At 70.4% G+C, this 23,917-nt stretch carries 23 protein-coding genes and 1 pseudogene; 17 read left to right on the top strand and 7 right to left on the bottom strand.

Going from position 1 to position 23,917, the window contains the following annotated elements:
• Positions 1–52: 52 nt before the first annotated feature.
• From ACWGKT_RS34015 to ACWGKT_RS34025, 3 genes are all read right to left on the bottom strand, one after another.
• A complete protein-coding gene (locus ACWGKT_RS34015) occupies positions 53–772 on the bottom strand; it encodes a TolB family protein (protein ID WP_453276661.1) in 720 nt (239 codons plus the stop codon).
• Between the two features lie 303 nt (positions 773–1,075).
• Positions 1,076–1,276, bottom strand: coding sequence for a DUF1918 domain-containing protein (locus tag ACWGKT_RS34020; protein WP_356158563.1), 201 nt, complete (start codon positions 1,274–1,276; stop codon positions 1,076–1,078).
• Between the two features lie 194 nt (positions 1,277–1,470).
• Entirely contained in the window at positions 1,471–1,767 is a 297-nt protein-coding gene (locus ACWGKT_RS34025) for a hypothetical protein (RefSeq protein ID WP_453276662.1), read from the bottom strand.
• A 494-nt stretch (positions 1,768–2,261) separates the two neighbouring features.
• Between ACWGKT_RS34025 and ACWGKT_RS34030 the strand changes: the two genes are divergently transcribed.
• Genes ACWGKT_RS34030 through ACWGKT_RS34055 form a run of 6 tightly spaced genes read left to right on the top strand, consistent with a single transcriptional unit; the run spans position 2,262 to position 9,132 of the window.
• Complete coding sequence (locus tag ACWGKT_RS34030) at positions 2,262–3,050, top strand: GntR family transcriptional regulator (RefSeq protein WP_453276663.1); 789 nt, start codon at positions 2,262–2,264, stop codon at positions 3,048–3,050.
• A 33-nt stretch (positions 3,051–3,083) separates the two neighbouring features.
• Positions 3,084–3,311, top strand: coding sequence for a 4Fe-4S dicluster domain-containing protein (locus ACWGKT_RS34035; RefSeq protein ID WP_453276664.1), 228 nt, complete (start codon positions 3,084–3,086; stop codon positions 3,309–3,311).
• Between the two features lie 14 nt (positions 3,312–3,325).
• The gene (locus ACWGKT_RS34040) at positions 3,326–4,672 is read left to right on the top strand and encodes an ABC transporter substrate-binding protein (protein ID WP_453276665.1); all 1,347 of its coding nucleotides are present in this window, start codon (positions 3,326–3,328) and stop codon (positions 4,670–4,672) included.
• Entirely contained in the window at positions 4,669–5,601 is a 933-nt protein-coding gene (locus ACWGKT_RS34045) for an ABC transporter permease (protein WP_453276666.1), read from the top strand. Before ACWGKT_RS34040 ends, ACWGKT_RS34045 begins: the two co-directional genes overlap by 4 nt.
• Entirely contained in the window at positions 5,585–6,379 is a 795-nt protein-coding gene (locus ACWGKT_RS34050) for an ABC transporter ATP-binding protein (protein WP_453276667.1), read from the top strand. Before ACWGKT_RS34045 ends, ACWGKT_RS34050 begins: the two co-directional genes overlap by 17 nt.
• Positions 6,380–6,435: 56 nt before the next feature.
• The gene (locus tag ACWGKT_RS34055) at positions 6,436–9,132 is read left to right on the top strand and encodes a fumarate reductase/succinate dehydrogenase flavoprotein subunit (protein ID WP_453276682.1); all 2,697 of its coding nucleotides are present in this window, start codon (positions 6,436–6,438) and stop codon (positions 9,130–9,132) included.
• 260 nt (positions 9,133–9,392) lie between these two features.
• On the opposite strand, the gene ACWGKT_RS34060 is transcribed toward ACWGKT_RS34055, so the two are convergent.
• A complete protein-coding gene (locus ACWGKT_RS34060; protein ID WP_453276668.1) occupies positions 9,393–10,064 on the bottom strand; it encodes a hypothetical protein in 672 nt (223 codons plus the stop codon).
• A 402-nt stretch (positions 10,065–10,466) separates the two neighbouring features.
• Here ACWGKT_RS34060 and ACWGKT_RS34065 point away from each other — a divergent pair.
• Positions 10,467–10,814, top strand: a pseudogene (locus tag ACWGKT_RS34065) (zinc ribbon domain-containing protein); the annotation flags it as partial.
• A gap of 600 nt (positions 10,815–11,414) precedes the next feature.
• Here the strand turns inward: ACWGKT_RS34065 and ACWGKT_RS34070 are convergent.
• Positions 11,415–11,621, bottom strand: coding sequence for a DUF6417 family protein (locus tag ACWGKT_RS34070; protein WP_453276669.1), 207 nt, complete (start codon positions 11,619–11,621; stop codon positions 11,415–11,417).
• Between the two features lie 965 nt (positions 11,622–12,586).
• Complete coding sequence (gene fusA, locus ACWGKT_RS34075; RefSeq protein WP_453276670.1) at positions 12,587–14,665, bottom strand: elongation factor G; 2,079 nt, start codon at positions 14,663–14,665, stop codon at positions 12,587–12,589.
• Between the two features lie 514 nt (positions 14,666–15,179).
• Here fusA and ACWGKT_RS34080 point away from each other — a divergent pair.
• From ACWGKT_RS34080 to ACWGKT_RS34115, 8 genes are all read left to right on the top strand, one after another.
• Positions 15,180–16,250, top strand: coding sequence for a hypothetical protein (locus tag ACWGKT_RS34080; protein WP_453276671.1), 1,071 nt, complete (start codon positions 15,180–15,182; stop codon positions 16,248–16,250).
• Positions 16,247–16,573 carry a hypothetical protein gene (locus ACWGKT_RS34085; protein ID WP_453276672.1) on the top strand — a complete coding sequence of 109 codons (327 nt, stop codon included), beginning with the start codon at positions 16,247–16,249 and terminating at the stop codon, positions 16,571–16,573. The genes ACWGKT_RS34080 and ACWGKT_RS34085 overlap by 4 nt, the downstream gene beginning before the upstream one ends.
• A gap of 3 nt (positions 16,574–16,576) precedes the next feature.
• Positions 16,577–16,714 carry a hypothetical protein gene (locus tag ACWGKT_RS34090; protein WP_453276673.1) on the top strand — a complete coding sequence of 46 codons (138 nt, stop codon included), beginning with the start codon at positions 16,577–16,579 and terminating at the stop codon, positions 16,712–16,714.
• Between the two features lie 137 nt (positions 16,715–16,851).
• Positions 16,852–17,943 carry a hypothetical protein gene (locus tag ACWGKT_RS34095; RefSeq protein ID WP_453276674.1) on the top strand — a complete coding sequence of 364 codons (1,092 nt, stop codon included), beginning with the start codon at positions 16,852–16,854 and terminating at the stop codon, positions 17,941–17,943.
• Positions 17,900–18,442, top strand: coding sequence for a class I SAM-dependent methyltransferase (locus ACWGKT_RS34100; protein ID WP_453276683.1), 543 nt, complete (start codon positions 17,900–17,902; stop codon positions 18,440–18,442). Before ACWGKT_RS34095 ends, ACWGKT_RS34100 begins: the two co-directional genes overlap by 44 nt.
• Before the next feature lie 200 nt (positions 18,443–18,642).
• Positions 18,643–19,887, top strand: a complete 1,245-nt coding sequence (locus ACWGKT_RS34105) for an MFS transporter (RefSeq protein WP_453276675.1) — start codon at positions 18,643–18,645, stop codon at positions 19,885–19,887.
• 157 nt (positions 19,888–20,044) lie between these two features.
• On the top strand, positions 20,045–20,395 hold the full coding sequence (locus ACWGKT_RS34110) for a hypothetical protein (protein WP_453276676.1): 351 nt from the start codon (positions 20,045–20,047) through the stop codon (positions 20,393–20,395).
• Positions 20,396–20,548: 153 nt separating this feature from the next.
• Positions 20,549–20,728, top strand: a complete 180-nt coding sequence (locus ACWGKT_RS34115; RefSeq protein WP_453276677.1) for a hypothetical protein — start codon at positions 20,549–20,551, stop codon at positions 20,726–20,728.
• 80 nt (positions 20,729–20,808) lie between these two features.
• On the opposite strand, the gene ACWGKT_RS34120 is transcribed toward ACWGKT_RS34115, so the two are convergent.
• Positions 20,809–21,099, bottom strand: coding sequence for a hypothetical protein (locus tag ACWGKT_RS34120; protein WP_453276678.1), 291 nt, complete (start codon positions 21,097–21,099; stop codon positions 20,809–20,811).
• Positions 21,100–21,218: 119 nt separating this feature from the next.
• Here ACWGKT_RS34120 and ACWGKT_RS34125 point away from each other — a divergent pair, with 119 nt between their 5' ends.
• A complete protein-coding gene (locus ACWGKT_RS34125; protein WP_453276679.1) occupies positions 21,219–22,487 on the top strand; it encodes a L,D-transpeptidase in 1,269 nt (422 codons plus the stop codon).
• A 348-nt stretch (positions 22,488–22,835) separates the two neighbouring features.
• Positions 22,836–23,819, top strand: coding sequence for a LuxR C-terminal-related transcriptional regulator (locus tag ACWGKT_RS34130; protein ID WP_453276680.1), 984 nt, complete (start codon positions 22,836–22,838; stop codon positions 23,817–23,819).
• The last annotated feature ends 98 nt before the right edge of the window (positions 23,820–23,917 follow it).

The raw sequence follows: 23,917 nt of genomic DNA on the forward strand, positions 1-23,917 counted from the left end.
GGCGAACCCTCCCGGTCAGAGCACTGGCGACCACCTGAATGTGCGGCGCACCCTACTCCTCGTACCACTCGGGCTGGCTCTTGAAGTCGTGCGTGCCGCTGACCACGCGGAGTCCGCCGCCGTTGGGCCTGATAGCGACGAGGCGGTTGGCGGGGTGGGTGAACTGGTCGTTCGTCGGGTCGAGTGCGAACATGATCCAGTCGCCGTCCGGTGACCAGGTCGGCTCGATCGGGAAACCGCCCTTGGGGTCGGGGAAGACACGGGTCAGATGGCTGCCGTCGGGGTCGACCGTCCAGATCGCCCCGCTGGGCTGCAGCCGTTCGCCGGCGAACAGGATGCGGGAGCCGTCAGGTGACCACCGCGCCCACCAGTTGGGGGGCACCGCGTCGGTGGTGATCCGGTGCGGGTCGGAGCCGTCGGTGTTCACCACCCATAGGGAGCCGCCGAGGTCGGCGGGGCCGTCGTCTTCGCTGCGCGCGGCCCGGTAGAACACCAACTGCTTTCCGTCGGGTGAGAAGTCGAGCGGCATGTCGTGGGCTGACCCGGGACGGGTGGTCACCCGAACGAGGTCGGTACCGTCGGGATAGCTCGCCGTGTAGATCCCGGTCCGGTCCGGGTCGGCGAAGTCCCAGCCTTCGTATGCGATCCGGTGTCCGTCCGGGGACCATGCCTGCGGGACCAGGTTCAGTGTCGGGTCGGTCAGTGTGAGCTTCCGGTAGCCGGTTCCGTCGATGCTGACGGTGCCGCCGGTGACGGGCAGTTCGGCTGGCACCAGCGGCGGGGGCGGTGGCGCGGCTGGCCGGTGAGCCGCACAACCGGCCGGCGCTGTGGGCGTACGAGGCGGCTCTTGGCGGGGACCAGGTCGGCGGCCAGTCAGCTGCCATAGCCGCTCCACCACAGGTCGGCCAAGCAAACGCCCACAGAAGACCTAAGCCTCCCAAGCTGGGAGCGCGTTCGGTAGTTCTGTGAAGCTCCCCGCCACAGCCACCTGCTAGGTCACCCCCCTCCGGGACCTTCCGGGAGGGGGGTGTCCTCGTGTCGGCTACGTCGACCGATACGTCAACGGCTGTCGCGGCTACGCCGTCTCGCCGGCCTTGCGGTGGTCGATGACGCTGTCAGGGCCGGGAGACATGATCGTCTCATGACCGTCCTCGGTCCTCACCCTGTACGGCGGTGTACCCTCCGGCCCAAGAACTTCGACGATCTCCACCACGTGATCCTGCTGCCCGACAACGCGTCCATGGACGACGAGCCGATCCCCCTTGCTGGCGTGCATACGGTTCTCCCTCATGTAGAGACGTGGGCTACTCCGACACCCACCGTGATGCCCGTAGCAACGAATGTCGGGATTTCCACAACAAGATCACCTACATGGACGGCTCGCCCTAGCCTGTAGGGCGCTCGCCCGAGAGCCTTTCGGGCTCGGTCCCGGCTCCTCGGCTGGTGAGTTCGAGGGAGGAGGGGGAGTGTCTAACTGCGTGACAACGCCGACGTATCCTCGGCGAAGGTCCAGCGCCCACCGAAGTTGCTTCGGGACGAAGAGGCCGCCGTGCCACAGCCGTGCCAGATGTAGCGGTCCACCAGGCGACTGGCGGTGATCCAAAAGAGAGACCCCAGACGCGGCAGGGAAGCAGTCGCCGAAAGCGTCCAGAGCAGCGCCATGGCTCCCAGGAGCAGGGAGGGCCTGTGGAACCAGATGTTCATATGTCTGTTGTAGGCGATCAGGATGATCCGTTCGGGATCTTCCGGCCGATACAGAAGCTCCACCCTGTCATCCTCTGACAGTGGGCTGCCTACCGCTCGTGCTCCGCCCTCACCCACGACCTCCCTGCCGCCATGCACCGCATAGCGGACCTGGGGCTAGCGCTGGGCGTCCCCGTCACCGTCCGTCGATTCTCGAATGCCGACGACACCTGAACTGTCCGCGGGTTCACAGCGGACCGGGGGGCCAAATGACGGCGCAGCACCGCGTTCTCGTACCGCAACCGCAACACGAACATCTCGGTGTCCTTTGCCGCCTCACTGAGGAGCCGTACAAGAGGCGGCGGCCCCTGCCCCGCGTCGAGGCGCGTAGGGAGAATCGGCTTTGCGCATCTCGCGCGGAGCGCCTCGTCTGGCCTCGCGAGCCGTAGACCCCGGCGCTGGCAGATCTTCCTGCGCGGCCGACGAAATCCCAGGTCAGGCAGACATCTGGTCATGTGTCAGGTGGCGCAACACTTCAGCAACACCGCTTTCCCTACCAGATAGATATGGTCCCAAGCATGTCAGCCACCGACCGCGTCCGAGACCACGCCGGCCAGGGCGCGACCACCGTCGCCGCCCACCGAGCGCGGCGGCGGCTGCGTGCGGACCGGGCACGCCAGCTCGCCGACCTGCTCCGCCACCAGCTCCTGGCCGGAGGGTTCCCGGACGGCGCGCTTCCTCACGAGACGACCCTCGCCACGGACTACAGCGCCTCCCGCAACACCGTTCGCCAGGCCCTCGACCTGCTGCGCGCCGAGGGCCTGGTGGAACGCCTCCCCGGCGTCGGCACGGTCGTCGTGGCCCAGAAGTACCCCCACGGACTCGACCGCCTGATGGGCCTCGCGGAAACCCTGCGCGAACACGGCCGTGTCACCAACGAGGTGCGCACCGTGGGCCCCGTCCCCGCCCCGGCCCCGGTGGCCGACCGCCTGCACCTCCCACCCGGCACCGACGTCCTCTACATCGAACGTCTGCGCCGGCTGAACGGCCTTCCCCTGTCCCTCGACCTGACCTACATTCCTCTGGACCTCGGCACCGCCCTGCTCGGCGAGGACCTGGAGAACACCGACATCTTCCGGCTCCTGGAGTCCCTCACGGGCCGGCGTCTCGGCCACGCCGAGATCAGCCTCGAAGCGGTCAACGCGGACGCCCACTCCGCCGCCGTACTTCAGGCACCGCGCGGTGCGGCCGTCCTGATGCTGGAACGCCTCACGTACCTCGCCGACGGGCGACCCGTCGACCTGGAGTTCATCCGCTTCCGCGGCGACCGCATCTCGATGAGCGGTCTGCTGCACCGGTCCCTGTAAACACCCCTCCCACGCACATTCCCGGAGACAGCCATGCCCTTGGCGCACCAGCGGGCCGACGTGCCCGTGACCATCGACGAGTCGAAGTGCATCGACGGCTGCACGCTCTGCGTGGACATGTGCCCGCTGGACTCCCTCGCCATCGACGACAGCACCGGCAAGGCGTACATGCACGTCGACGAGTGCTGGTACTGCGGCCCGTGCGCGGCCCGCTGTCCCACCGGAGCCGTCACGGTCAACATGCCCTACCTGCTCCGGTGAAAGGCCACACCCCTATGAAACGCACAGCAGTCGCCACAGCCGCCGCCCTGCTCCTCGCGCCGCTCACCGCCTGCGGTGGCAACGCCGCGGCCGGAGGTTCCGGCTCCACCGTCACGGTCACCGTCGGCTACCAGTCCAAGACCATCAACACCGTCACCGCGGGAACGCTCCTGCGCTCCCTCGGCTACTTCGAGAAGCAGCTGAACTCCCTCGGCGACGGCCGCACCTACAAGGTCGACTGGCAGGACTACGCCACCGGCGCCCCCATCACCGCGCAGATGACCGCCGGAAAGATCGACATCGGCTCGATGGGCGACTTCCCCCTGCTCATCAACGCCGCCCGCGGCAAGCAGCTGAACCGCCCCACCCACCTGATCTCCGTCACCGGCTACAACCTCCGCGGCGGCCTCAACACCATCGTCACCGCACCCGACTCCAAGCTCACCTCCCTGAAGGACCTGAAGGGCAAGAAGGTCTCCACGAGCGTCGGCTCCGCCGCAGACGGCACACTCGTACGAGCCCTGCAACGCACCGGCATCGACCCGAACGACGGCATCGAGAAGCTCAACCAACAGCCCGCCGTCGGCGCGTCGGCCCTGGCCGCGGGCAGCACGGACGCGCTCTCGCAGTTCGTCGCCTGGCCCGGTCTGCTCGCCTACCAGGGCAAGGCGAAGGCCCTGTACGACGGCGCCCAGCTGAACCTGCCCACCTTCCACGGCGTCACCGCCCGCGAAGACTTCGCCAAGAACAGCCCTGCCGTGCTGGAGGCCTTCCTCAAAGCTCAGGCACAGGCCACCGACTACCTCGACGCCCATCCCGTGACCGCCGCCGAGAAAGTCGCGAAGGCCACCGGCCTGCCCGCCGAGGTCGTCTACCTCTACAACGGCGCCCACGGCATCTCCACCTTCGACCCGGCCGTCAAGCGGCAGCTCGTCTCCGCGCTCAAGCAGGACGTCTCGGTCCTGAAGGCGGCTAAGCTGACCGGCGACATCGACGTGGACGCCTTCGTCGACGACCAGTACGTGAAGAAGGCCCTCGGGGCGTCGTACGCCAAGCAGCTCACCGCTACTCCCCCGGCTGCCGCGAGCGAGGCATGGCCGAAGGGCGCCGAGGAGACCAAGGCCTTCAAGTCCCCGGCGGAGCTCCTGAAGTACGTGGCCGCCCACCGCGACGGCATCCGCGCCGCCTACGTCCCCGACGCCACCACCGGCACCCTGTGGTTCGCCGACAAGGCGGTGTGGGTGGCCGACGGAGACCAGCTCCTGCCGTTCGTCGCCCCGGCGACCGCGCAGGCGTACGTCTCCGCGCACGGCGGCGCCCGCGTCATCACATACGCCGACGCGCTGGAGCGTGCCGCATGAGCCGGTCCGCGCCGCGAGCAGGCCGGTACCGGCGGCCGTTCCCGCCGATCGGCCGGTACGCGCTGCGGGTCGCCGCCCTCGCGGCCGCCCTCGGCCTCTGGCAGCTCCTGACCGGCCTGGACATCGACCTGTGGCTGCGCTTCTCGCAGTTCCCCACGGTCACCGACGTCGCCCACGCCTTCGCCGACCGCCTCTCGGGGGCGGACTACTGGACGGACCTCACCGACAGCCTCACCCGCATCCTCACCGGCTTCCTGCTGGCTGCGGTGGTGGGCGTAGCGGTGGGCGTGCTCGTGGCCCGTTCCCGGCTCGCCGAGGACCTGCTGGGCCCGCTGCTGGAAGTGGTCCGCCCGATCCCGGCGATCGCCCTGGTCCCCGTCGCGATCCTCCTCTTCCCCTCCAACGAACAGGGCATCGTCTTCATCACCTTCACCGCCGCCTTCTTCCCGATCCTGGTCTCCACCCGGCACGCCGTCCGCGCGCTGACCCCCGTGTGGGAAGAGGCCGTGCTCACGATGGGCGGCGGCCGGTGGCGGATTCTCGGCTCAGTCGTCCTGCCGGGCGCACTGCCCGGCATCTTCGGCGGGCTGTCGGTCGGCCTCGGCGTCTCGTGGATCTGTGTGATCTCCGCCGAGATGATCTCCGGCCAGTACGGCGTCGGCTACCGCACCTGGCAGGACTACACGATCGTCAACTACCCCGGCGTCTTCGTCGGCATGGTCACGATCGGCGTCCTGGGCTGGCTCACCTCCACCGCGGTGGAACTCCTGGGCCGACGCCTGACCCGGTGGCTGCCGCGTACCTCGTACGTCCCCGCAGCCCGGCCGGCGGCACCGCGCGCCCCCGCGCCCGCCCGGCCGGCCCCCACCGCCGCGCAAAGCGACCAGCCCTCCGACACCGAGGAGGCACGAGATGAGCACCTCGTCTGACACCAAGCCCGACCTCCGTACGGTGGACAACGCCCCGTCCCCCGTACGCGGCACCCGGCTCACCCTCCGCGCCGCCACGCTCGGCCGCCCCGACGCCCCCGTCCTGGATGGCGTCGACCTGGACATCACGCCGGGCGAGATCCTCACCGTCGTCGGCAGGTCCGGCTGCGGCAAGTCGACCCTGCTGCGCACCCTGGCGGGCCTGCTGCCCCCGCTCGCCGGAGAGATCAGCCAGGACGGGCAGTCCCTGGCCGGCCCCACCGCCGAACGCGCTCTGGTCTTCCAGGAGGACGCCCTCCTCCCCTGGCGCACCCTGCGCGCCAACGTGGAACTCCCGCTGGCCATACGGGGGTTGTCGCGTGCGGAACGTCGCACTCAGGCGGAGGCGTGGCTGGCCCGGGTCGGACTCGGCGAGCAGGCCCGGCAGTTGCCGCACCGCGTTTCCGGCGGGCAGCGACAGCGCGCCCAGCTGGCCCGCGCCCTCGCGGGAGCGCCCCACGCCGTCCTCATGGACGAGCCGTTCGGTGCGCTCGACGCCCAGACCCGCGCCGGCATGCAGGACCTGCTGGTCGAGGCGCTGCACGGCACGGGCGCGACCGTCGTCTTCGTCACCCACGACGTGGACGAGGCCCTGTTCCTCGGCGACCGCGTGGCCCTGCTCGGCGCAGGCCGCCTCATCTCCGTACGAGAAGTGCCGCGCCCGCGCGAGCGCGCCGCCCATGACAATCCGGCGCGCATCGTCCTGCGGCGCGCAGTCCTCACGTCACTCGGTTCTTGAAAGGCACCCCGGTGGACACCCCCCTGCAGATCCCGGCCCTCACCGACGCCGATGAGATGAGCTGCGACGTCCTCGTCATCGGCGGCGGCACCGCCGGCACCATGGCCGCGCTCACCGCAGCCGAGCACGGCGCGAGCGTGCTCCTTCTGGAGAAGGCCCACGTCCGCCACTCCGGCGCGCTCGCCATGGGCATGGACGGCGTCAACAACGCGGTCATCCCCGGCCGCGCCGAGCCCGACGACTACGTCGCCGAGATCACCCGCGCCAACGACGGCATCGTCGACCAGTCCACCGTCCGCCAGACCGCCACGCGCGGCTTCGCCATGGTGCGGCGCCTGGAGTCGTACGGCGTGAAGTTCGAGAAGGACGAACACGGCGACTACGCGGTCCGCCAGGTCCACCGCTCCGGCTCCTACGTGCTGCCGATGCCGGAGGGCAAGGACGTCAAGAAGGTCCTGTACCGGCAGTTGCGGCGGCGTGAGATGCGAGAGCGGATCCGGATCGAGAACCGGGTGATGCCGGTGCGTGTGCTGACGACAAAGGGACGGGCCGTCGGAGCGGTGGGCTTTCACACCCGCACGGGCGCCTTCGTCACCATCCGCGCGGGCGCCGTGATCCTGGCGACCGGCGCCTGCGGCCGCCTCGGGCTGCCCGCCTCCGGCTATCTCTACGGAACCTACGAGAACCCGACCAACGCGGGCGACGGCTACGCGATGGCCTACCACGCGGGCGCCGAACTCACCGGCATCGAATGCTTCCAGATCAACCCACTGATCAAGGACTACAACGGCCCCGCCTGCGCCTACGTCGCCAACCCCTTCGGCGGCTACCAGGTCAACCGGCACGGCGAACGCTTCGTCGACTCCGACTACTGGTCGGGGCAGATGATGGCGGAGTTCGCGGCGGAGGTGGCCAGCGACCGCGGCCCGGTGTACCTGAAGCTGAGCCACCTCCCGGAGGAGTCGATCTCCGCGCTGGAGTCGATCCTGCACTCCACCGAGCGCCCGACCCGCGGCTCCTTCCACTCCGGCCGCGGGCACGACTACCGCACCCACGACATCGAGATGCACATCTCCGAAATCGGCCTGTGCGGCGGCCACTCCGCCTCGGGCGTACGGGTCGACGACCACGCCCGCACGACCGTCCCCCGGTTGTACGCGGCCGGGGACCTGGCCTGCGTGCCGCACAACTACATGATCGGTGCATTCGTCTTCGGTGACCTCGCGGGCGCGGACGCCGCCCAGTACAAGGCGTACGAAGGGGAGTTGCCCGCCGAACAGCTCCACGAGGCGCACGAGCTGATCTACCGCCCGCTGCGCAACCCGGACGGCCCGCCTCAGGCCCAGGTGGAATACAAACTGCGCCGCTTCGTCAACGACTACGTCGCCCCGCCGAAATCCGGCGCCCGTCTCTCCCTCGCCCTGGAGGCCTTCGAGCGGATGCACACCGACATCGCCGCGATGGGCGCCCGCACACCGCACGAACTCATGCGCTGCGCCGAGGCCTCCTTCATCCGCGACTGCGCGGAGATGGCCGCACGCGCATCGCTGGCCCGCACGGAGTCTCGCTGGGGCCTCTACCACGACCGCATCGACCACCCACGGCGCGACGACACGTCCTGGTTCCACCACCTCGACCTGTACAAGTCCCCTTCTGGCGCAATGCAGTTCACGGCCCGTCCTGTCGCTCCCTACCTGGTCCCGGTCGACGGCTTCACCCCGACCGGCGGCCCCTCCCGGCACCTCGGCGAGATCCACCCGGAACATGTGGCGACGGCAGGGGCCAGGGAAGCGGCGCCGGTGGCGCTGCGGCAGGAACTCACCATGGCCGACACGGCCGCCCAGCCCCGTGCCGAAGCGGACGCGCCGGCCACACCTCGCCTGCTCGAACTCCTCTCTCTCGCGGAGGACGACCTTGATCTCTCCGTGCTCGCCGACTACTTGACGGACCCCGACCCCACCGTGCGCCGGACCGCCGTCACGATCCTGACGGAGAGCGTGCCGCCGGGCACCGGACCGGCACTGGCCGCGGCGCTCACCGACACCGACGCCGGCGTCCGAGCCGCCGCAGTCGCCTCACTGCGCGAACTGGTCGAGACGCTGGTCCCAGAACCGGCCCTGCGCGACGGTCTCACCGCCGCCCTGTCCGAGGCCGACCCCGCCGTCCGCGCCGCCACACTGGACGTGCTGCGCGCCCTACGGCTTGGTGACGCCGAGTTGTTCGCGCACTCCCTGTCGGACTCCGACACCGCCGTACGCATCGCGGCCGTGCGCGCGCTCGTGTCGGTCGACGCCGGCGCAGAGCTGGCCCGCGCGGCGGCCGTCGATCCGTCCCGCGAGGTCCGCGTCACCATCGCCAAGGCCCTGGCCACCCTGGGCACAGGCTCGGGCATGGCCTACTCGGCCCTCGCCGGGCTCGTCGACGATCCCGACGCCCTGGTGCGTGGGGCAGCCTACGAGGCTCTGGGCACGACGGGCTGCCCAGCCGCCCTGGCCACACGCGCCGAGGCCGCCCTGTCAGACCTGGCCTGGCAGGTACGGGCCGGCGCCGCCACCGCTCTGTCCGTCGCGGACTCCGACCTGGCCGTGCCGGCCCTCGCCAAGGCCCTCACCGACCTGAACGCCGACGTCCGCAAGGCAGCCGTCCTGGCCCTGACCCGGCACCGTGCCGTCGAGGACGCCCGAGCCGCCCTGGCCATCGCGACGACGGACCGGGACGCGGACGTCAGGGCCTATGCGGCGCGGGCACTGTGACCGCGAGCTACCGTGCGGCCAGGAGGCGGCCCGTATTCCGCCGGACGCGTGGACACGTGAGGGGGCGTCCGAGCGTGGCCGCAGCATCGCCGTGCGCGCTGCCAAGGTGGGCCATCGCGTCGTCGGCTACGACGTGGACCCGCGGCGCGGGCCGCGACCTGTCGGCCGACCCGCATGGCTTCAGGATGGGATCACCGATCGACCGAGTGCCGTCGATCCGGATCGGAGGCTGACCAGCCAGGGAAGGGGCGAGCCGCGGGTTACGACGGAGCTCCGTCACGGGGGTGAAGGAGCATGTAGGTGTTCTCCAACTCGTCCTGTACGACATGGGCCTCGCCCGAGACCGTTCGCACGACAAGGTCTTCTTCCAGGGTACGGACCCGGTACTCCCAGCCTCGTGGAAGCCGAAGCCGTTGGCCGAGTGTGGCCAGGGAGTCCAGCGTCTGGCTGTCGTCCACGGTGTGGGAGTACGCCTGCAGGATGTAGGTGCGATCGCCCGGGGCGACCAGTGCGTACACCGGCTTCTTGCGGGACAGGACGTATTCGGTGTCGCGTTTCACTGTGGTATCGACGTAGAACGTCTTGGCCGCTGCCCCGGTGGGGTCGATCGCCGGGGGGATGCGGACCTCGGCCACGCAGCGGGCCTCAAGACTGTCGAACGTCGCGATGTCCCCCCACGCGAACGCCGTGACCTCGTCAATCGTCCAGAAGCGAGGTCCGTTCAGGAACACCATCGGCACCTGGAGCTGCTCTGCCAGCGCGCGGGGGTCGAGCGCGTTCCACAGCTCCAGCGGACAGTCGTTGAGACCAAAGGTGTTGTAAACAGACGCCTTGACCTGACCGTCCTCGCACGGCGAGATGAGAAGGATCTCACCGTAACGAGCGTTCCGCAGACCGCTCAGGTGCCGCGCCGCTTTCGTGGTGTGGGACATGGCTCCTCTTTCCTGCAGCCGCTCTCCGCGCCAGCGCCCGGACCGCCCGTCGGCAGCGGCCCGCCGATGGACGCGCCCGGGGCGTGCCGCGTGCCCGTCCACCCCCACAAGCGCAGCACACGCGCCAGGAAGTCGCATGCCGTCCCGGGTACCCGCAGGTCCACGGCGGACGAGACTCACGCCCCGACGCACCGCGTCGCTCACAAAGGCGGGCTCGTTGAGCTTGCGACACGACGTGTGTATGCGTCAGCGGCCACGGTGAGCTCAGGCGGGGCGCCACGCGTGGGCGCCACCGCCGCGCCATTCGACCCACCACCGATCGTCCAGGACGGCATCCAGTCCGTGATGCCCGCGGCTTCGAGGAACACCACCAGATCCTGGTCGCTGGAGGCGGTGCCGCGATCTCACCGTCGCCGTGGATACGCGGTGACTCTGCGCCCACCCGCGCGGGAGTTCCTGCCGAACGGGGCCGCTGCGAAGGCCGGGCTCAACCGAAGTATTCTTGACGCGGGTTGGGGGGTGTTCCTGGGTATCCTCGCGCACAAGGCTGAAAGCGCCGGTCGTGTACTGATCCTGGTGGACCCCCGCAACACCTCGCGCACCTGCCCTGAATGCGGGCACGTGGACAGCGAGAACCGCGACGGCGAAAAGTTCCAGTGCACCGCGTGCGGACACAACGACCACGCCGACCACGTGGGCGCCTGGAACGTTGCGCTCAGGGCCGGGCTGGTCCTTCCCGACGTGGCCTAGCCACCGACAGGAGAAGCCCCCCGGATTTATCCGGGGGGAGGAGTCACCAGCGGGAGAACAGCTCGGGCGTTTCATTCCGGGGCGTCGGCGGCGTGTGCGGCCCCTTCGGCGCGATGACACTGTCCGCGCTGCCAGCGCGGCATGCCAGTCCCGGAGAGGGTGTCGGCGCCCCCGACCCCCAGGGCTTCGGCGTAGTCGCGTGACGTCCGTTTCGTGATCATGTGAGTTCGAGGAGGGCGAGCGGTCGGCCGGCGTCGCGGGCGTTGTGCCGGAGGCCGGCGGCGATGCTGCTCTTCCCGGCGAGGCGAAGGGCTCCGATGGCGAGGTGGCGCCAGGTCGCTATGGCGCGCGGTGCGGAGCTGGTTCGCAGCCGGGAGGCGTCTCGGCGAACGTCATGCCTCGGACGTAGTGCAGGGCTTCGATCTTCCAACGCTGCAGATCAGGCGGGCGAACTTGGCAGGTGTGGTCTGTTTCGCAGCGAGGCTAGAGACCGCGCAGACGGTCTTGATGCTCTGCCGGCATCACCGCCTGCACCCCCTGCACACCCGACACCGACCTGGGCATCCTCGACCCAGCAGCCGTTCACCGGGGCGGCCGGGGTCAGTTCTGCGACGGAATCAGGGCCGCGATCTCCCGGGCCATACGGTCGGCTTCCGGCGACAGCGCCCCGTCCTCCGCCGCGACCGCCTGCAGCAGCCGCAGCAGGTCGCGTCCCTCCTCCAGGGTGAGCAGCGCCAGCCGCTCCACGATGGCCTCCACCGGTGCGAAGTCGACCTCATCCAGGTCCAGGTGCTCGTAGCCGTCCATGACCGGGCAACGTACCCGGACGCGCTCCGGTCACGCATGCCCCCGGACAGAAAACGGTCCCGGCCGGCGAGGGCGCCTGCCGGGACCGTTCCGTGTGACGTGGTCACGAAGGGCGAAGCCCGGGGACACCGTCCCCTTCACCACCACGCCTCCTCCAACCACCCGCGGCCGCCGGGCATCCCGCCCCAGGAGGCACCGCTGCAGGCGGGGGAGGCCGTGCACGGGACAGGTCGTCCCGGGGGGGGGCTGACGGGTGGCCGTAGCCCGTGTCGCCCACGCCTGGGCCCTCGCCCGGTCAGGAGTCACCAGCGTGATCGTCGGCGCCAGCGCCCCGACCAGCTCACCGAAAACCTGGCCGCCATCGACCTCGTACTCACCGACGAGGACCTGACAGACCTGGACGCGGCCAGCGCACTCCCGGCCCCCTATCCCGACTGGGGCCAGGGCGCGCCCGCCGACCGCCTGCCGCTGCACGCCTGACCCGACGCCGCCCGACCGCGACCGGGACACATCGGCAGCCGGCCGCACCCCGGTCGAGCACCCATCGTTCGCGCTGCAAGCACGGTCGTGGCCGGGCGACGCGAGGCGGCCGTGCTTGCCGGAGCCGGGACGGAACGGTGTAACTGACTGAGTATCAGAAAGCAATGCCGCGTCGATCGCCGGCCAGGAGCATGTGAGACGTCTCGGGCGTCGCGACGCAGACACCGAACCGAGGACCACGTGCGGCCGGGGCCACAGCTGCAGACCGGCAACTGCTCGCCGCACCCATCGCATTCAACCGTTCAACCACCTTTCGAAGATCCTTGATGACCCTGATACCGGCGGCGCGCTCGCACAACAGCTCATCGGCCCCCAAATTCCGAGTGCTGAACCGGGCGCGAGCCATGCACGACCCAGCGCCGAAGGCCCTGACGTGGCGGGGGGGGGGGGGCGGGGGCCCCCCCCCCACCCCGCCACCGCGACCGCTACGCGACCGGCGCCGATGCGTACCCGGCGGGCCGGGTGGTGAAGCTGCCCCGGCCCTGGGTGCGGCTGCGCAACCGGGTCGCGTAGCCGAACAGTTCGGCCAGCGGCACGGTGGCGGTGAGGACCGCCGCGCCGCCGCGGGACTCGGAGCCCGTGACCCGGCCGCGCCGGGCCGACAGGTCGCCGAGCACCCCGCCCACGGCCTCCTCGGGCACGGTGACCGTGACCTCGGCGACCGGTTCCAGCAAGACCGTCGCGCAGGCGCGCAGGGCCTGCCGCAGCCCGAGCCGGCCGGCCGCGCGGAAGGCCGTGTCCGAGGAGTCCTTCACATGGGTCGCCCCGTCGGTCAGGGTGACCCGCACTCCGGTCACCGGGTGCCCGCCGAGCGGACCCTCGGCCAGGGCGTCCCGGCAGCCGGCCTCGACCGCACGGACGTACTCCTGCGGCACGCGCCCGCCGACCACCGTCGAGCGGAACTCGAAGCCGGTGGTGCCGACTTCGGCCGTCAGAGGCTGCACGTCGAGCACGACATGGGCGAACTGGCCCGCCCCGCCGTCCTGTTTGACGTGCCGGAACACCAGACCGGACACGCCCTCGACGACCGTCTCCCGGTAGGACACGCGCGGCCGGCCCACGGTGACCTCCGGGCCGCCGTCACGCCGGATCTTCTCCACCGCCACCTCCAGGTGCAGTTCACCCATGCCGGACAGCACGGTCTGGCCGGTCTCCGGGTCGGTCCGCACCACCAGCGACGGATCCTCCTCGGCGAGCCGGGCCAGCGCGGTGGCCAGCCGCCCGGTGTCGGCGCTCCTGCGGGCCTCGACCGCCACGGACACCACCGGGTCGGCGGACACGGGCGGTTCCAGCACGATCGGCGCCTGCCGGTCGCACAGGGTCGAGCCGGCCCGGGCGGACTTGAGGCCCACCACGGCGACGATGTCCCCGGCGACCGCCCGGTCCAGCGGGACGTGCCGGTCGGCCATCACCCGCAGGATCCGCGCGACGCGCTCGGTGCGCCCCGTGGTCGGGTCCCACACGGTGTCTCCCTTCTCGACGGCGCCCGAGTAGACGCGCAGGTGGGTCAGCCGTCCTGTGGCGGTCGCGTTCACCTTGAACGCCAGCGCCGCGAACGGTGCTTCGGGGTCGGCCGGCCGCCGCCGCTCGGCACCGTCGTACGTGCCGCGCACGGCGGGTACGTCCAGCGGTGAGGGCAGGTAGGCGCAGACCGCGTCCAGCAGCGGTTCGATCCCGCGGTTGCGGTACGCCGAGCCGCACAGCACGACCACGCCCTCGCCGGAGCGGGTGAGGTCGCGCAGGGCGGCCACGAGGGTCGGTGTGGAGACGCCGGACGGCGTGCAGAACTCGTCCAGCGCCGCCGGATGCAGCTCGGCCACCGCCTCCTCCAGCAGCCGGCGCCGTCGCCGTGCCTCGTCCAGCAGTTCCGGCGGCACCGGGCCTTCCTCGACGCGGCCGACGCCGCCGCCAACGCCTCCGTCGCCGTCGCCGTCGGTCCACAGCAGGGACCGCATGCGCAGCAGGTCCACCACGCCGGTGAAGGCATCCTCGGTGCCGATCGGCAGCTGCACGACGAGCGGGGCCGGGTGCAGCCGCCGCCGGATCGAGTCGACGGCCGCGTCCAGGTCGGCGCCCGCGCGGTCCAGCTTGTTGACGAAGGCGATCCGCGGGACGCCGTGCCGGTCGGCCTGCCGCCACACCGACTCGCTCTGCGGCTCGACCCCTGCGACGGCGTCGAACACCGCGACCGCGCCGTCGAGCACGCGCAGGGACCGTTCGACCTCGTCGGCGAAGTCGACGTGACCGGGGGTGTCGATCAGGTTGATCCGGTGGCCGTCCCAGGCGCAGCTGACCGCGGCGGCGAAAATGGTGATGCCGCGGTCGCGCTCCTGGGGGTCGAAGTCGGTGACGGTCGTGCCGTCGTGGACCTCGCCGCGCTTGTGCGTGGTGCCGGTGGCATACAGGATCCGCTCGGTGAGGGTGGTCTTGCCCGCGTCGACATGGGCGAGGATGCCCAGGTTGCGGACGGCGGGGGCGGGGTGAAGGTGGAGGTCGGTGCGCACGGCCCGATCGCCTTTCGAGGAGGGTTTCCGGAAAAGGGCGGCGCGATGTCCCGTGCGCGGGCGACCGCCTGACGGGTTGTCGGCAGGCGTCGCCGTACCTGACGCGTGGGGTCAGGCGGGCGTCACGGGGTCCGGTGCCGGCCGCGCAGCGGGCACCGGGCGGACGAGGACACCAGGATCACCTCGTACCGGGCGCGGGGAACGGCGACAGCGGTGCGGTCACGCACGGCCTGCTCCCCTCACTCGTCCCACTCATGGTCATGACGGCGCACCCGCCGAGTGGCGGCGGTGCGCTGTGTGGCGAGTGTAGGAAGACGGATGCGGCCGGGTCACCTGGTTTTCGACCGTCCGGAGCCGCTCGCATTACCGCGGGTCGAATACGCCTGGAGCGTCGCTGGACCGGGAGTTAGGTGTCCAGAACGCTCGTTGACATGCTCGGATAAAGCTGCGGAGAATATGGGAGAACAGGGGGCGAAGGGTCCGGAAACAAAAGCCGACGGGATGGGCGGATTTCATGCCTACGAGCGACGTCATCACCTGGGCCACCACCGGTGTCGTCGCCGATGCCGGCGCCCTCCTGTCCGACCGGGACGTCCTTTATTCGGGCGCGGCCCGGGCCACCGGGCTCGACGATCCGCTGGAGCTGCGGCTCGCCGCCGAGGGTGACCGGATACCGGTCTGCCTGAGGCGTTGCGCCCTCGACCGGCAACTCGCCGGTGCGGAGCACGGGATTTCGGCACTGCGGAAATGGACGGCGTACGGCTCCACCGCGCTGCGCGTCCAGGCGGCACCGGAATGCTGGATTCACGCCCGGGACTGGATTCCCGATTCCGCCGGAGCCGTGTTCGAGCGGCTTTTCGTCTCGGCCATGGCGCGGCAGGGAATCGGGGAACACGCCCGGCCGTCCGAGGTGACACCGGACGACGAAATACGGGTCTCCCGGGCGATGCTGCTGCTCGACGAACTGGTTCCGGAAATCGCGGCCGGCGTCCTGCCGTTCGTGCACCAGATCGTCGTTCTCGACTCGCCCATTCCCAGTCTCTATCTCACGCAGGTGCCCGAAACCGTCTTCGTCTCCGCCGCCACGGTGCACGGGGACACACTCGGTCTCGCGGACGCCCTCCTGCACGAATCGCTGCACGAGAAGATGGCCGTACTGCGCCTGACCCGCCGGCTCATGCGGCCCGTCTACACCGACGAGCACAGTGCGCGCGTCCTGCTGCCCTGGAGCCTCGCCCACGCGACTCCGCGGTGGTTCAACGCCGGCCGTGTCATCTCCGCCGCGCACGTCTACGTCCATCTCGCCGTACTGCACGCGACCGCCCTGCGCGCCGGACACCCTCAGCGCACCGGCTGCGCCCCGCAGACCGTACGCAGGAGACTCACCACGGCGGTGGAACGGGGCGCCTTCCTCCTCGGCTCCCTCGAACTCGACGGCGTGCGCCGTGAGTTCGGCCCGGACGGACTGGTGCTGCACCAGAAGCTCACCCGCATGCTGGCCGTCGTCCGCGACACGCTGCCCTCGAACCTCGTCGGCACCCTCCAGACCTGGCAGGCCACATCACAGCCCGAGGTGCACACGTGAACTACAAGCTTGCGGAAGGCATCCAGTACCGCCCGCTGAGCATCAGGGGCAGGTTCCTCGTCTTCACCACGACACCGGTGAGAGTGCTGCAGATCGACGCCGGTTCCGTCCTGCTGCTCAAGCTGTTCGAGAGCGGCCTCACCGGGGACGAACTCGTGGCCCGGTACGCGCAGTTGCGGAAAAAGGATGCCCTCGACGCCCGGCGGGAACTCGCGCACCGGGCGCGCGACCTGGCCGGCGCGGGTCTTCTCGAAGAGCTCCCTGCCCCCGCGCCGCCCCGTGCGCTGTCGCGGCAGGGGATCCCCGCACGGGAGGAGGCGTGACCCATGAGCTCCGAGGACAAGTCCAAGATCGACGTCGAGCAGCTGGCCGAGCCGGCCACGGACGCCGAGGAGGAGGGCGGCTCCACCAGCCCCGTCATCCCCGAGATCCAGGCGCAGGCGCAGTACCCGGCGGTCAGCTGACCGCGGCCGGCAGGTCGCGGGCCGCCGGACGCACCGACCCCGGTGATCCGCCCCGTCTCGTGGTGGCGCCCCGTCGGCGCCGCCACGGGCGGCGGCACCCACCCAGGAGGCTTCCTCCACGAGGCGAGGGGCAGGACATGGCCCAGGCACGGCATCTTCTCGGCAGCGGTCCCTTCGGCTCGGCGGCGGACATCAACGCCGACATGGCGGCCTTCTCGGACGTCGCGACCGAAGTGCTGCACGCCCACACGGGACTGCGTCCCCCGTGTCCGCCACCGGGTGCCCCGCTCATCGCGCAGAGCGTCGCGCGCGCCACGACCCTGGACGCCTTCCGCTCCCTGCACACCCGGGGGGACCCCGAGGAGGCGGCGGCCGCCCTGCGCAGCGGCACGGCCCTGCTCGCCCCGGTCGCGCCGGTCACCGAGCTGGTGCTGCCCGGTCACCGCTACGCCCTCGCCACCGACTGGTCGGCGAGCGCCGGCGGCCGGGCCCTGCGGAGGGTGATCAGCGAGGACCTCGCGGTGCCGCACACCTACGTGGCCGCAACTCCCGTGCACGCCGCCGCCGTCGAACGCGGACTCGGCCTCATCACGGAGGCGCTCGGGGAGTTCGGCCTCTCGATCGTGTCGTCCGTACGCGGCGCGGTGCTGATCGAGGACAGCATCATCGAGTCGGCGTTCATCGTCCCGGCCCCGTTCGTGTCCGTCCTCAACACCCGGGTGCTCGCGGGGGCGTTGAAGGCGGCAGACGCGATCCTGCACGAGGCCGCCCATCAGAAGTTCTACGACCTGCTGGTCTGTCGTCGGCTCGTGCGGCCCGACCACAACTATCTGAGCGGCGCGGTGTTCGGCATCCCCTGGAACCCGGTCGCGGGCGAACGCCGCCGGATGGACTGTCTGCGCATCCTGTCGACGATCCATGTGTACGCGCATCTGCTGGAGTTGCTGCTGAGCGTGCAGGCGGCCGGCCTGGCCGACCCCGACGAGTGCGACGGGCTGCTCACCGAGTACTGGCAGCGGGCCCAGTTCTTCGACACGGCGGCGCGCAGCGAGGTGGTGCGTTCGGCCCTCGGCCCGGACGCGCGGGCGATGGTCGAGTGGATCGCGTCGGTGATGGACGCCCACCGGGAGACCCTGCGGGCTCAGGGCCGGGACACGGAGGGCCCCTACCGGGCGGACGCGCTCGATCAGGTCCACCGCTTCGCGACCCGGGCGGCGGCCGTCGCATGACGGCCGCCGCGCACACGCCGTCCCGGTTCCCGTTCAGTCCCATTTCTCCGGTCTTTTCTACGAATTCGAGGAACCGGCCCGGTCCGTTCTGGACGCCTGCTGCGGATCGGGGCGCATCATCAGCGCGTTGGCCCGGCATTTTCCGGACATTCATCTGACGGGTATCGACAACTCGGAGTCGGCGAGGGAGCGGTTTCACGAACGGTGCGCGGGGGTGGCCCGGTTCGTCGCGCGCGACCTCCTCGACTCCCGTGTTTGGCCGAAAAGCGAGGTGGACCTCGCACTGCTGGGCAACGTGACACTCAACTCCTTCACCTCCGAGTCCGCCGCGCCGGACGTCATCCGGAACCTGCGCGACGCCGTGCGCCCGGGCGGCCATGCCGTCCTCGTCGCCTTCCACGAGTCGTCCCTGGAGCGCTTTGTCCACCTGCGCGAACTACTTCATCGAGGCGCACGCGGGAGACCCGTATCCGTTCCCGGGTGTTGTGGGTATTCATGAAGAACGCGTGTGGACATCCGGTGAAGTACGGCTCATGGCCGAGAAATTGGGACTCGCATACCAACACCGGGTCACCGTGGAGGTGACGGGCGGTGGTGCGCACGGATGGCCGGTGGACGCCCTTCTGCTGCGCACGCAGACCTAATCTGTTCCGCGGCTCGGCCTTGAAGTGACCTGGCAGGCGGACGGATTGGACTCGATTGGACACGCAGAAGACGCGGAAGACGGCGTTCGGGGCATTCGCCGCGCTGCGCCGGAACTCCCTCGTTCCGGCGCCCGCCCTGGTGCTGATCGCCGGAACGCTCTTCTCCCGCGTCGGCGACTCGCTCGCCACCCTCGGCATGGTCCTGGACGCGGCGGACAAGGGCATGCGCTGGGGAGTCACGGAGGTGTTCCTCGCCGACCTGCTGCCCACCGTCGTCGCCGCGCCGTTCATCGGGTCCCTCGTGGACCGGGTCAGCGCCCGGTCCGTGTGCCTGTGGGCCCTCGCGGTCCAGGCGATGTCCCTCGGCACCGCCGCCGCCGTCGACGGCTTCCACCTCAGGGTCGGGCTCATCGCCGTGTCGGGGCTGGCCGGGGTGGCGTCGGTGGCGGCCGGTTTCAAGATGCTCCCCGTCGTCGCGGGCGAGAAGCACACCAGCCGGGCCAACAGCCTGCTCACGGCCGGTCTTTCGACGGCGGGGCTGGTCGGGCCGGCGCTGGCGGGCCTGCTGCACTCCGTGTCGGGCACGGCGTTCCTGCTCGGCGCCGACGGCGTCTCCTTCCTCGTCCTCGCCTGGTGCACGGCCCTCGCCGTGCCCCGCTCGGTGAACGTGTCGATCGGGCGCCGGCCCGACGCGAAACTGTCGGACGGCTACCAGGCGCTGCGCACCGCGCCGGTCGTCGGCCCACTGCTGGCCACCCTGGCGGCGGCGATGCTGGCCACCAGCATCGAGGGGGTCGCGGGCGTCTACTACCTGCGGGACGTCGCCGACGGCAACGAGACCGTGTTCGGCCTGTTCCTGTCGACCTGGGCACTGGGCTCCATCCCGGGCGCGCTGCTGGCGGGCCGCGCGAGCTGGTCGGGGCGACACACCGCGCTCATCCTCGGCGGGGTGCTCGGCATCTCCCTCGGCCTGCTGTGCGCGGGGCTGCTCCCGATGGCGGCGGCGATCTTCCCGCTGTTCCTGCTCGGCGGCTTCGGCAACGGCGTGTGCAACGTCGGCCTGCGCAACGCGGTGCACACCCAGGTGCCCGCCGAGGTGCACGGCAGCGCCTGGGCCTGTTACCAGGCCCTGTCCCGGTCCTGCATCGGTCTCGGCTTCCTGCTGGGCACCCCGAACAGCCTGGTCACGAGCCGCGACCAGGTGATCGTCTCCGGCGCGATCCCGCTGGTGTTCGCGCTGTGGTCGACGCTGCGCACGGTCCGCCGCAGACAGCCGACGCTGGGCGAGGCCCCCGGATGACGCACGAGCGGGTCTACGAGCACTTCTCCCGCACGCACCGCATGGGCGGGCGGCAGCTCGACGGCAGCTTCCCGCTCAGCGACGGCGGCGGCCCCTTCGGTCTCGACTGCCGAACTGCCGGGTACGCGAGTGCGACAGCCGCACCCTGCTCGACGAGGTGCTGCCCACCGCACGTCTGCCGCTGATCCACCTGGACGCGCACGGCTTCGAGGACTGGCCGCTGCGCGAGGAGCTGACGGCGGTGACCGACGGTGTCGTCTGCGTCGACGACTTCGACATCGGCGTCCCCGGGTACGCGTACGACACCTACGACGGCGTGGTCTGCGGCCCCGAGGTGATCAAGGCCCTCGACCTGGACCCGGTGGCCGCCTACGTGAACTCCACGGACAACGTCTACGGCTACCCCTGCCTGCAGACGGGACGCCGGGGCGGACGGGCCTATCTGGTCCTCGGCGACCTCCCGGACCTGCTGCGCCACCGCAGGTACTTCAGCCCCCGCTCGTGGTGACTCGTCCGGTCGGGTGCTCGTAGGAGACCGGACCCGTTCGACAGAGCGCAACCATCAAGCTTCTCCGCCCCGGCACGCCCCGGACTCAGCCTGGGTGCCGTTCAAAATCGTTCCGGCGGCGCCCCCGCGGGCCGTTTGAGGAGAAGCCACACCATGTTTCTTGTGAACCGGCGCATCCCGGCGTATTCGCCCTCGGTGCCGCCTCCATACCGACCAGCCGAGGCGCCGGTCCAGGGCTGGACGCCGGCCGCCCCGCCCGCGGACTACGTGCTCGGGCACGCTGCCCGGGCCCGGCGCCGGGTCCGCGCCGAGCACCCCGGCCTGCCGCACTAGCCGGCCGGCGCCACGTTCGCCCGGCGCCGTCTGGGCGAGCGCGCGACCTGGGTCATCGCCCAGCATGTACCGGCCAAGCGCTACCTGGTCACCAACGACCCGGCGTACCACGCCCTGCTCAGCCCGGTGGCGATCGCCTCGCTGAAGGTCCAGGGCGGCCCGATGGACGAACACGAGGCGGCCGAGGTCGCGGCCCATCCACTGGCCCCGGACGCGGTGGCCCTCCGCCGCTGGGACGACGCGGCGAAGGACCCACAGGGCCCGCTGCTGCCCATGCCGGCCCTACTGGCGGCGCGGGGCCGCCCCGTCAGGGAGCCTTCGGGCTCGGTCGGCACCAGCCGGCCGGCCTCGCCGGGCGTGGAGTCCGCCACAATTCGCTCCTTTCACTCCTTAAGTAGGGATGAATGCGTAAAGGTAGATTTGCAGCGGGTTGCACGCCTTCGGTAACCCAGCTCCAGGGATTCAACGATCAGTGGCATGGGAGAAGCGTTTGATCACGGTACGTAAGCGACGCACCGGGCTGGTGGCTACGGCCGGCGTATTCGGCGGCGTACTCGCACTCACGGCCCTAGGCGGTACCAGTAACGCTGCCACCAGCGACAACAACCCCGGGAGCGACCCGAAGCCGCAGGCGCAGGCGCAGACGAAGACGCCGGCAGATCAGGCAGACCAGAAGGGCGCCCAGGACGTCTCCGACGCCCGAATAAAGATCACGCCCGGGGAAGGTGGCTTCAACGTCGGGGTCAACGGCCCCGTCAAGGTCACTGTCAGCAACGGAACGCTCACTAATGTGACCATGACCGCCGTCGCGACCGGTGCCGAGATCCCGGGCACCCTGTCCGCGGACGGCACGTCCTGGACGCCGAACGACCCGTTGCAGCGGGCCACCCGCTATCAGGTCGCCGCGGAGGCGGAGGACGCCGAGAACCGCTCCGCCACCGGGAACGCCTCGATCACCACGGTCTCCCCGGCCAACGACTTCATCGGACACCTCTCCCCCCTGGACGGCTCGACCGTCGGCGTGGGCATGCCGGTGAGGTTCGACTTCGGCAGGGCGATCATCAACAAGGCTGCCGTGGAGTCGCGGATCCAGGTCAGCTCCAGCAGCGGCCAGCGGGTCGTCGGTCACTGGTTCAACGACCACCGCCTGGACTTCCGCCCCGAGAACTACTGGAAGCCCGGCTCCACGGTCACCGTCGGGCTCACCCTCCAGGGCGTCCAGAAGACGGTCACGTTCAAGATCGGCCGGAGCCAGATCAGCACGGTCGACGCCAAGACGAAGCGGATGACCGTCGTGCGGGGCAGCAAGACGATCAAGACCATCCCGATCTCGTCCGGCAGCCCCGAGCACCCGACGTACAACGGCCAGATGGTCATCTCCGAGAAGTTCAGCCATGTCCACATGAACGGTGCGAGCGTCGGCCTCACCAAGAAGGACGGCAAGCCCGAGTACGACATCAGCGCCGTGCCGCACGCCATGCGCCTGACCGCCTCGGGCACGTTCATCCACGGCAACTACTGGGGTGCCGACTCGGTCTTCGGCAAGGTCAACACCAGCCACGGCTGCGTGGGCCTGAAGGACGTCAGGGGTGGCGGCGACGACAAGCTGCCCGCCGCGTGGTTCTTCGACAACTCGATGATCGGTGACGTCGTGATCGTCAAGAACTCCCAGGACAAGTCCACGCTGTCCCCGGACAACGGCCTCGGCGACTGGAACATGCCGTGGAGCGAGTGGGTCGCGGGCAGCGCGACCGGCTGACGCGGCACCTTCCGTTACGGCTGGTGCCACTGTTCCGGCGGGCGCTCATCAGGCGAGTCCTTGATCATCGGATCCGCCGTTGACCGGACATTCCCGCACCAGCTGAATGTTTACGTACCAGCCGTCGAGCCCTGCTACCGATTACGGATTGATCCATGTAACTATCGCACCACAGGGGTACCCCCTGAGTCTTTCGTCGAGCAAGACTAGGGGGTTTGGGATTCGCGGAAGATGCCGTACCGGTGCTTCGCGAAGAACACGTTGACGCGTTGCCGAGCGAGTCGGCGGACGGCTTGGCTGAAGGCCGTTCCGCATGCTCGGCGTCGCAGTAAGCGGGGGGAGAGCACAGTGTTGGACTTTTTGGGGATCGACGGGCTGGCCGAACGTACCTATCGGCTGCTGCTCACGCGCAGAGACCTGGGGATCGACGATCTGGCCGGTGAGCTGGGCGTGGCCGCTGACGAGGTACGCCTGGCACTCGACCGGCTGGCGGAGCTGACACTGCTCCGCCCGTCCTGGGACTCGCCCGGCGGGATCCGCCCGGTCAGCCCCGAGTACGGGATGCAGTTGTTGATCCAGCGCCGGGAGGCCGACCTCCTCCGCCAGCAGCAGCAGCTGGCGGAGAGTCAGATCGCCGTGGCGCAGTTCATGCAGGAGTACTCCACCCTGCAGCCCGGCCGCCCGGGGACGCACGCGGAACGTCTCGTGGGCATGGACGCGATCCAGGCGCGCATCGAACATCTGGCGCACCAGGCCACGGAAGAAGTGGCCACGCTGATGCCGGGCGGGCCGCAGGATCCCGAGCGGATCGAAGCCGCGATGACTCTGGACCGGCAGGTGCGCGAGCGCGGTGTGGCGATGCGGACCGTCGGGGTCGACAGCATCCGCAAGGACCCGGCGACGCTCTCGTACGCCAACTGGTTGGTGGACGTCGGCGCGGAGGTGAGGACCGCGCCCACGCTGCCGCTGCGCATGCTGATCTACGACCGGCGGATCACCCTGATCCCGATCGACCCGGCGCACTCCGCGCTGGGGGCGCTCCAGGTGCATGACGCGGGGATGGTGGCCGCGGTCCTCGCACTCTTCGAGCAGATCTGGGCGGACGCCGCTCCGATCGGCGAGAGCGCCCCGGCCGACGAATGCGGGCTCGCACCGCAGGAAGCCGCACTCCTGCGGCTGCTCTCGCAGGGCATGACCGACGAGCGGGCCGGGCTGCAGCTAGGGCTTTCCGCGCGGTCGGTACGACGGGTGATGTCGGGCCTGATGAACCGCCTCGGGGCCCGCAGTCGCTTCGAGGCGGGCCTGAAGGCGGCGCAACGCGGCTGGCTGTGAACGGCTTGCACTGGCGCTGAGTCCGCGGGCCGGACGTGACGTGGACGGCGGGCGCACCTCGTCCGCGGCCAGGGGCCACCGACCTATGGTCGGTGGCC

It is taken from the genome of Streptomyces sp. NPDC054794 (genome assembly GCF_053611585.1).

Coding starts and splice junctions, on each gene's coding strand:
- ACWGKT_RS34030 (WP_453276663.1), top strand. CDS start 2,262: ATGTCAGCCACCGACCGCGTCCGAGACCACGCCGGCCAGGGCGCGACC.
- ACWGKT_RS34055 (WP_453276682.1), top strand. CDS start 6,436: ATGAGCTGCGACGTCCTCGTCATCGGCGGCGGCACCGCCGGCACCATG.
- ACWGKT_RS34090 (WP_453276673.1), top strand. CDS start 16,577: ATGAGCTCCGAGGACAAGTCCAAGATCGACGTCGAGCAGCTGGCCGAG.
- ACWGKT_RS34035 (WP_453276664.1), top strand. CDS start 3,084: ATGCCCTTGGCGCACCAGCGGGCCGACGTGCCCGTGACCATCGACGAG.
- ACWGKT_RS34070 (WP_453276669.1), bottom strand. CDS start 11,621: ATGGACGGCTACGAGCACCTGGACCTGGATGAGGTCGACTTCGCACCG.
- ACWGKT_RS34080 (WP_453276671.1), top strand. CDS start 15,180: ATGCCTACGAGCGACGTCATCACCTGGGCCACCACCGGTGTCGTCGCC.
- ACWGKT_RS34095 (WP_453276674.1), top strand. CDS start 16,852: ATGGCCCAGGCACGGCATCTTCTCGGCAGCGGTCCCTTCGGCTCGGCG.
- ACWGKT_RS34115 (WP_453276677.1), top strand. CDS start 20,549: ATGTTTCTTGTGAACCGGCGCATCCCGGCGTATTCGCCCTCGGTGCCG.
- ACWGKT_RS34050 (WP_453276667.1), top strand. CDS start 5,585: ATGAGCACCTCGTCTGACACCAAGCCCGACCTCCGTACGGTGGACAAC.
- ACWGKT_RS34060 (WP_453276668.1), bottom strand. CDS start 10,064: ATGTCCCACACCACGAAAGCGGCGCGGCACCTGAGCGGTCTGCGGAAC.
- ACWGKT_RS34045 (WP_453276666.1), top strand. CDS start 4,669: ATGAGCCGGTCCGCGCCGCGAGCAGGCCGGTACCGGCGGCCGTTCCCG.
- ACWGKT_RS34040 (WP_453276665.1), top strand. CDS start 3,326: ATGAAACGCACAGCAGTCGCCACAGCCGCCGCCCTGCTCCTCGCGCCG.
- ACWGKT_RS34020 (WP_356158563.1), bottom strand. CDS start 1,276: ATGCACGCCAGCAAGGGGGATCGGCTCGTCGTCCATGGACGCGTTGTC.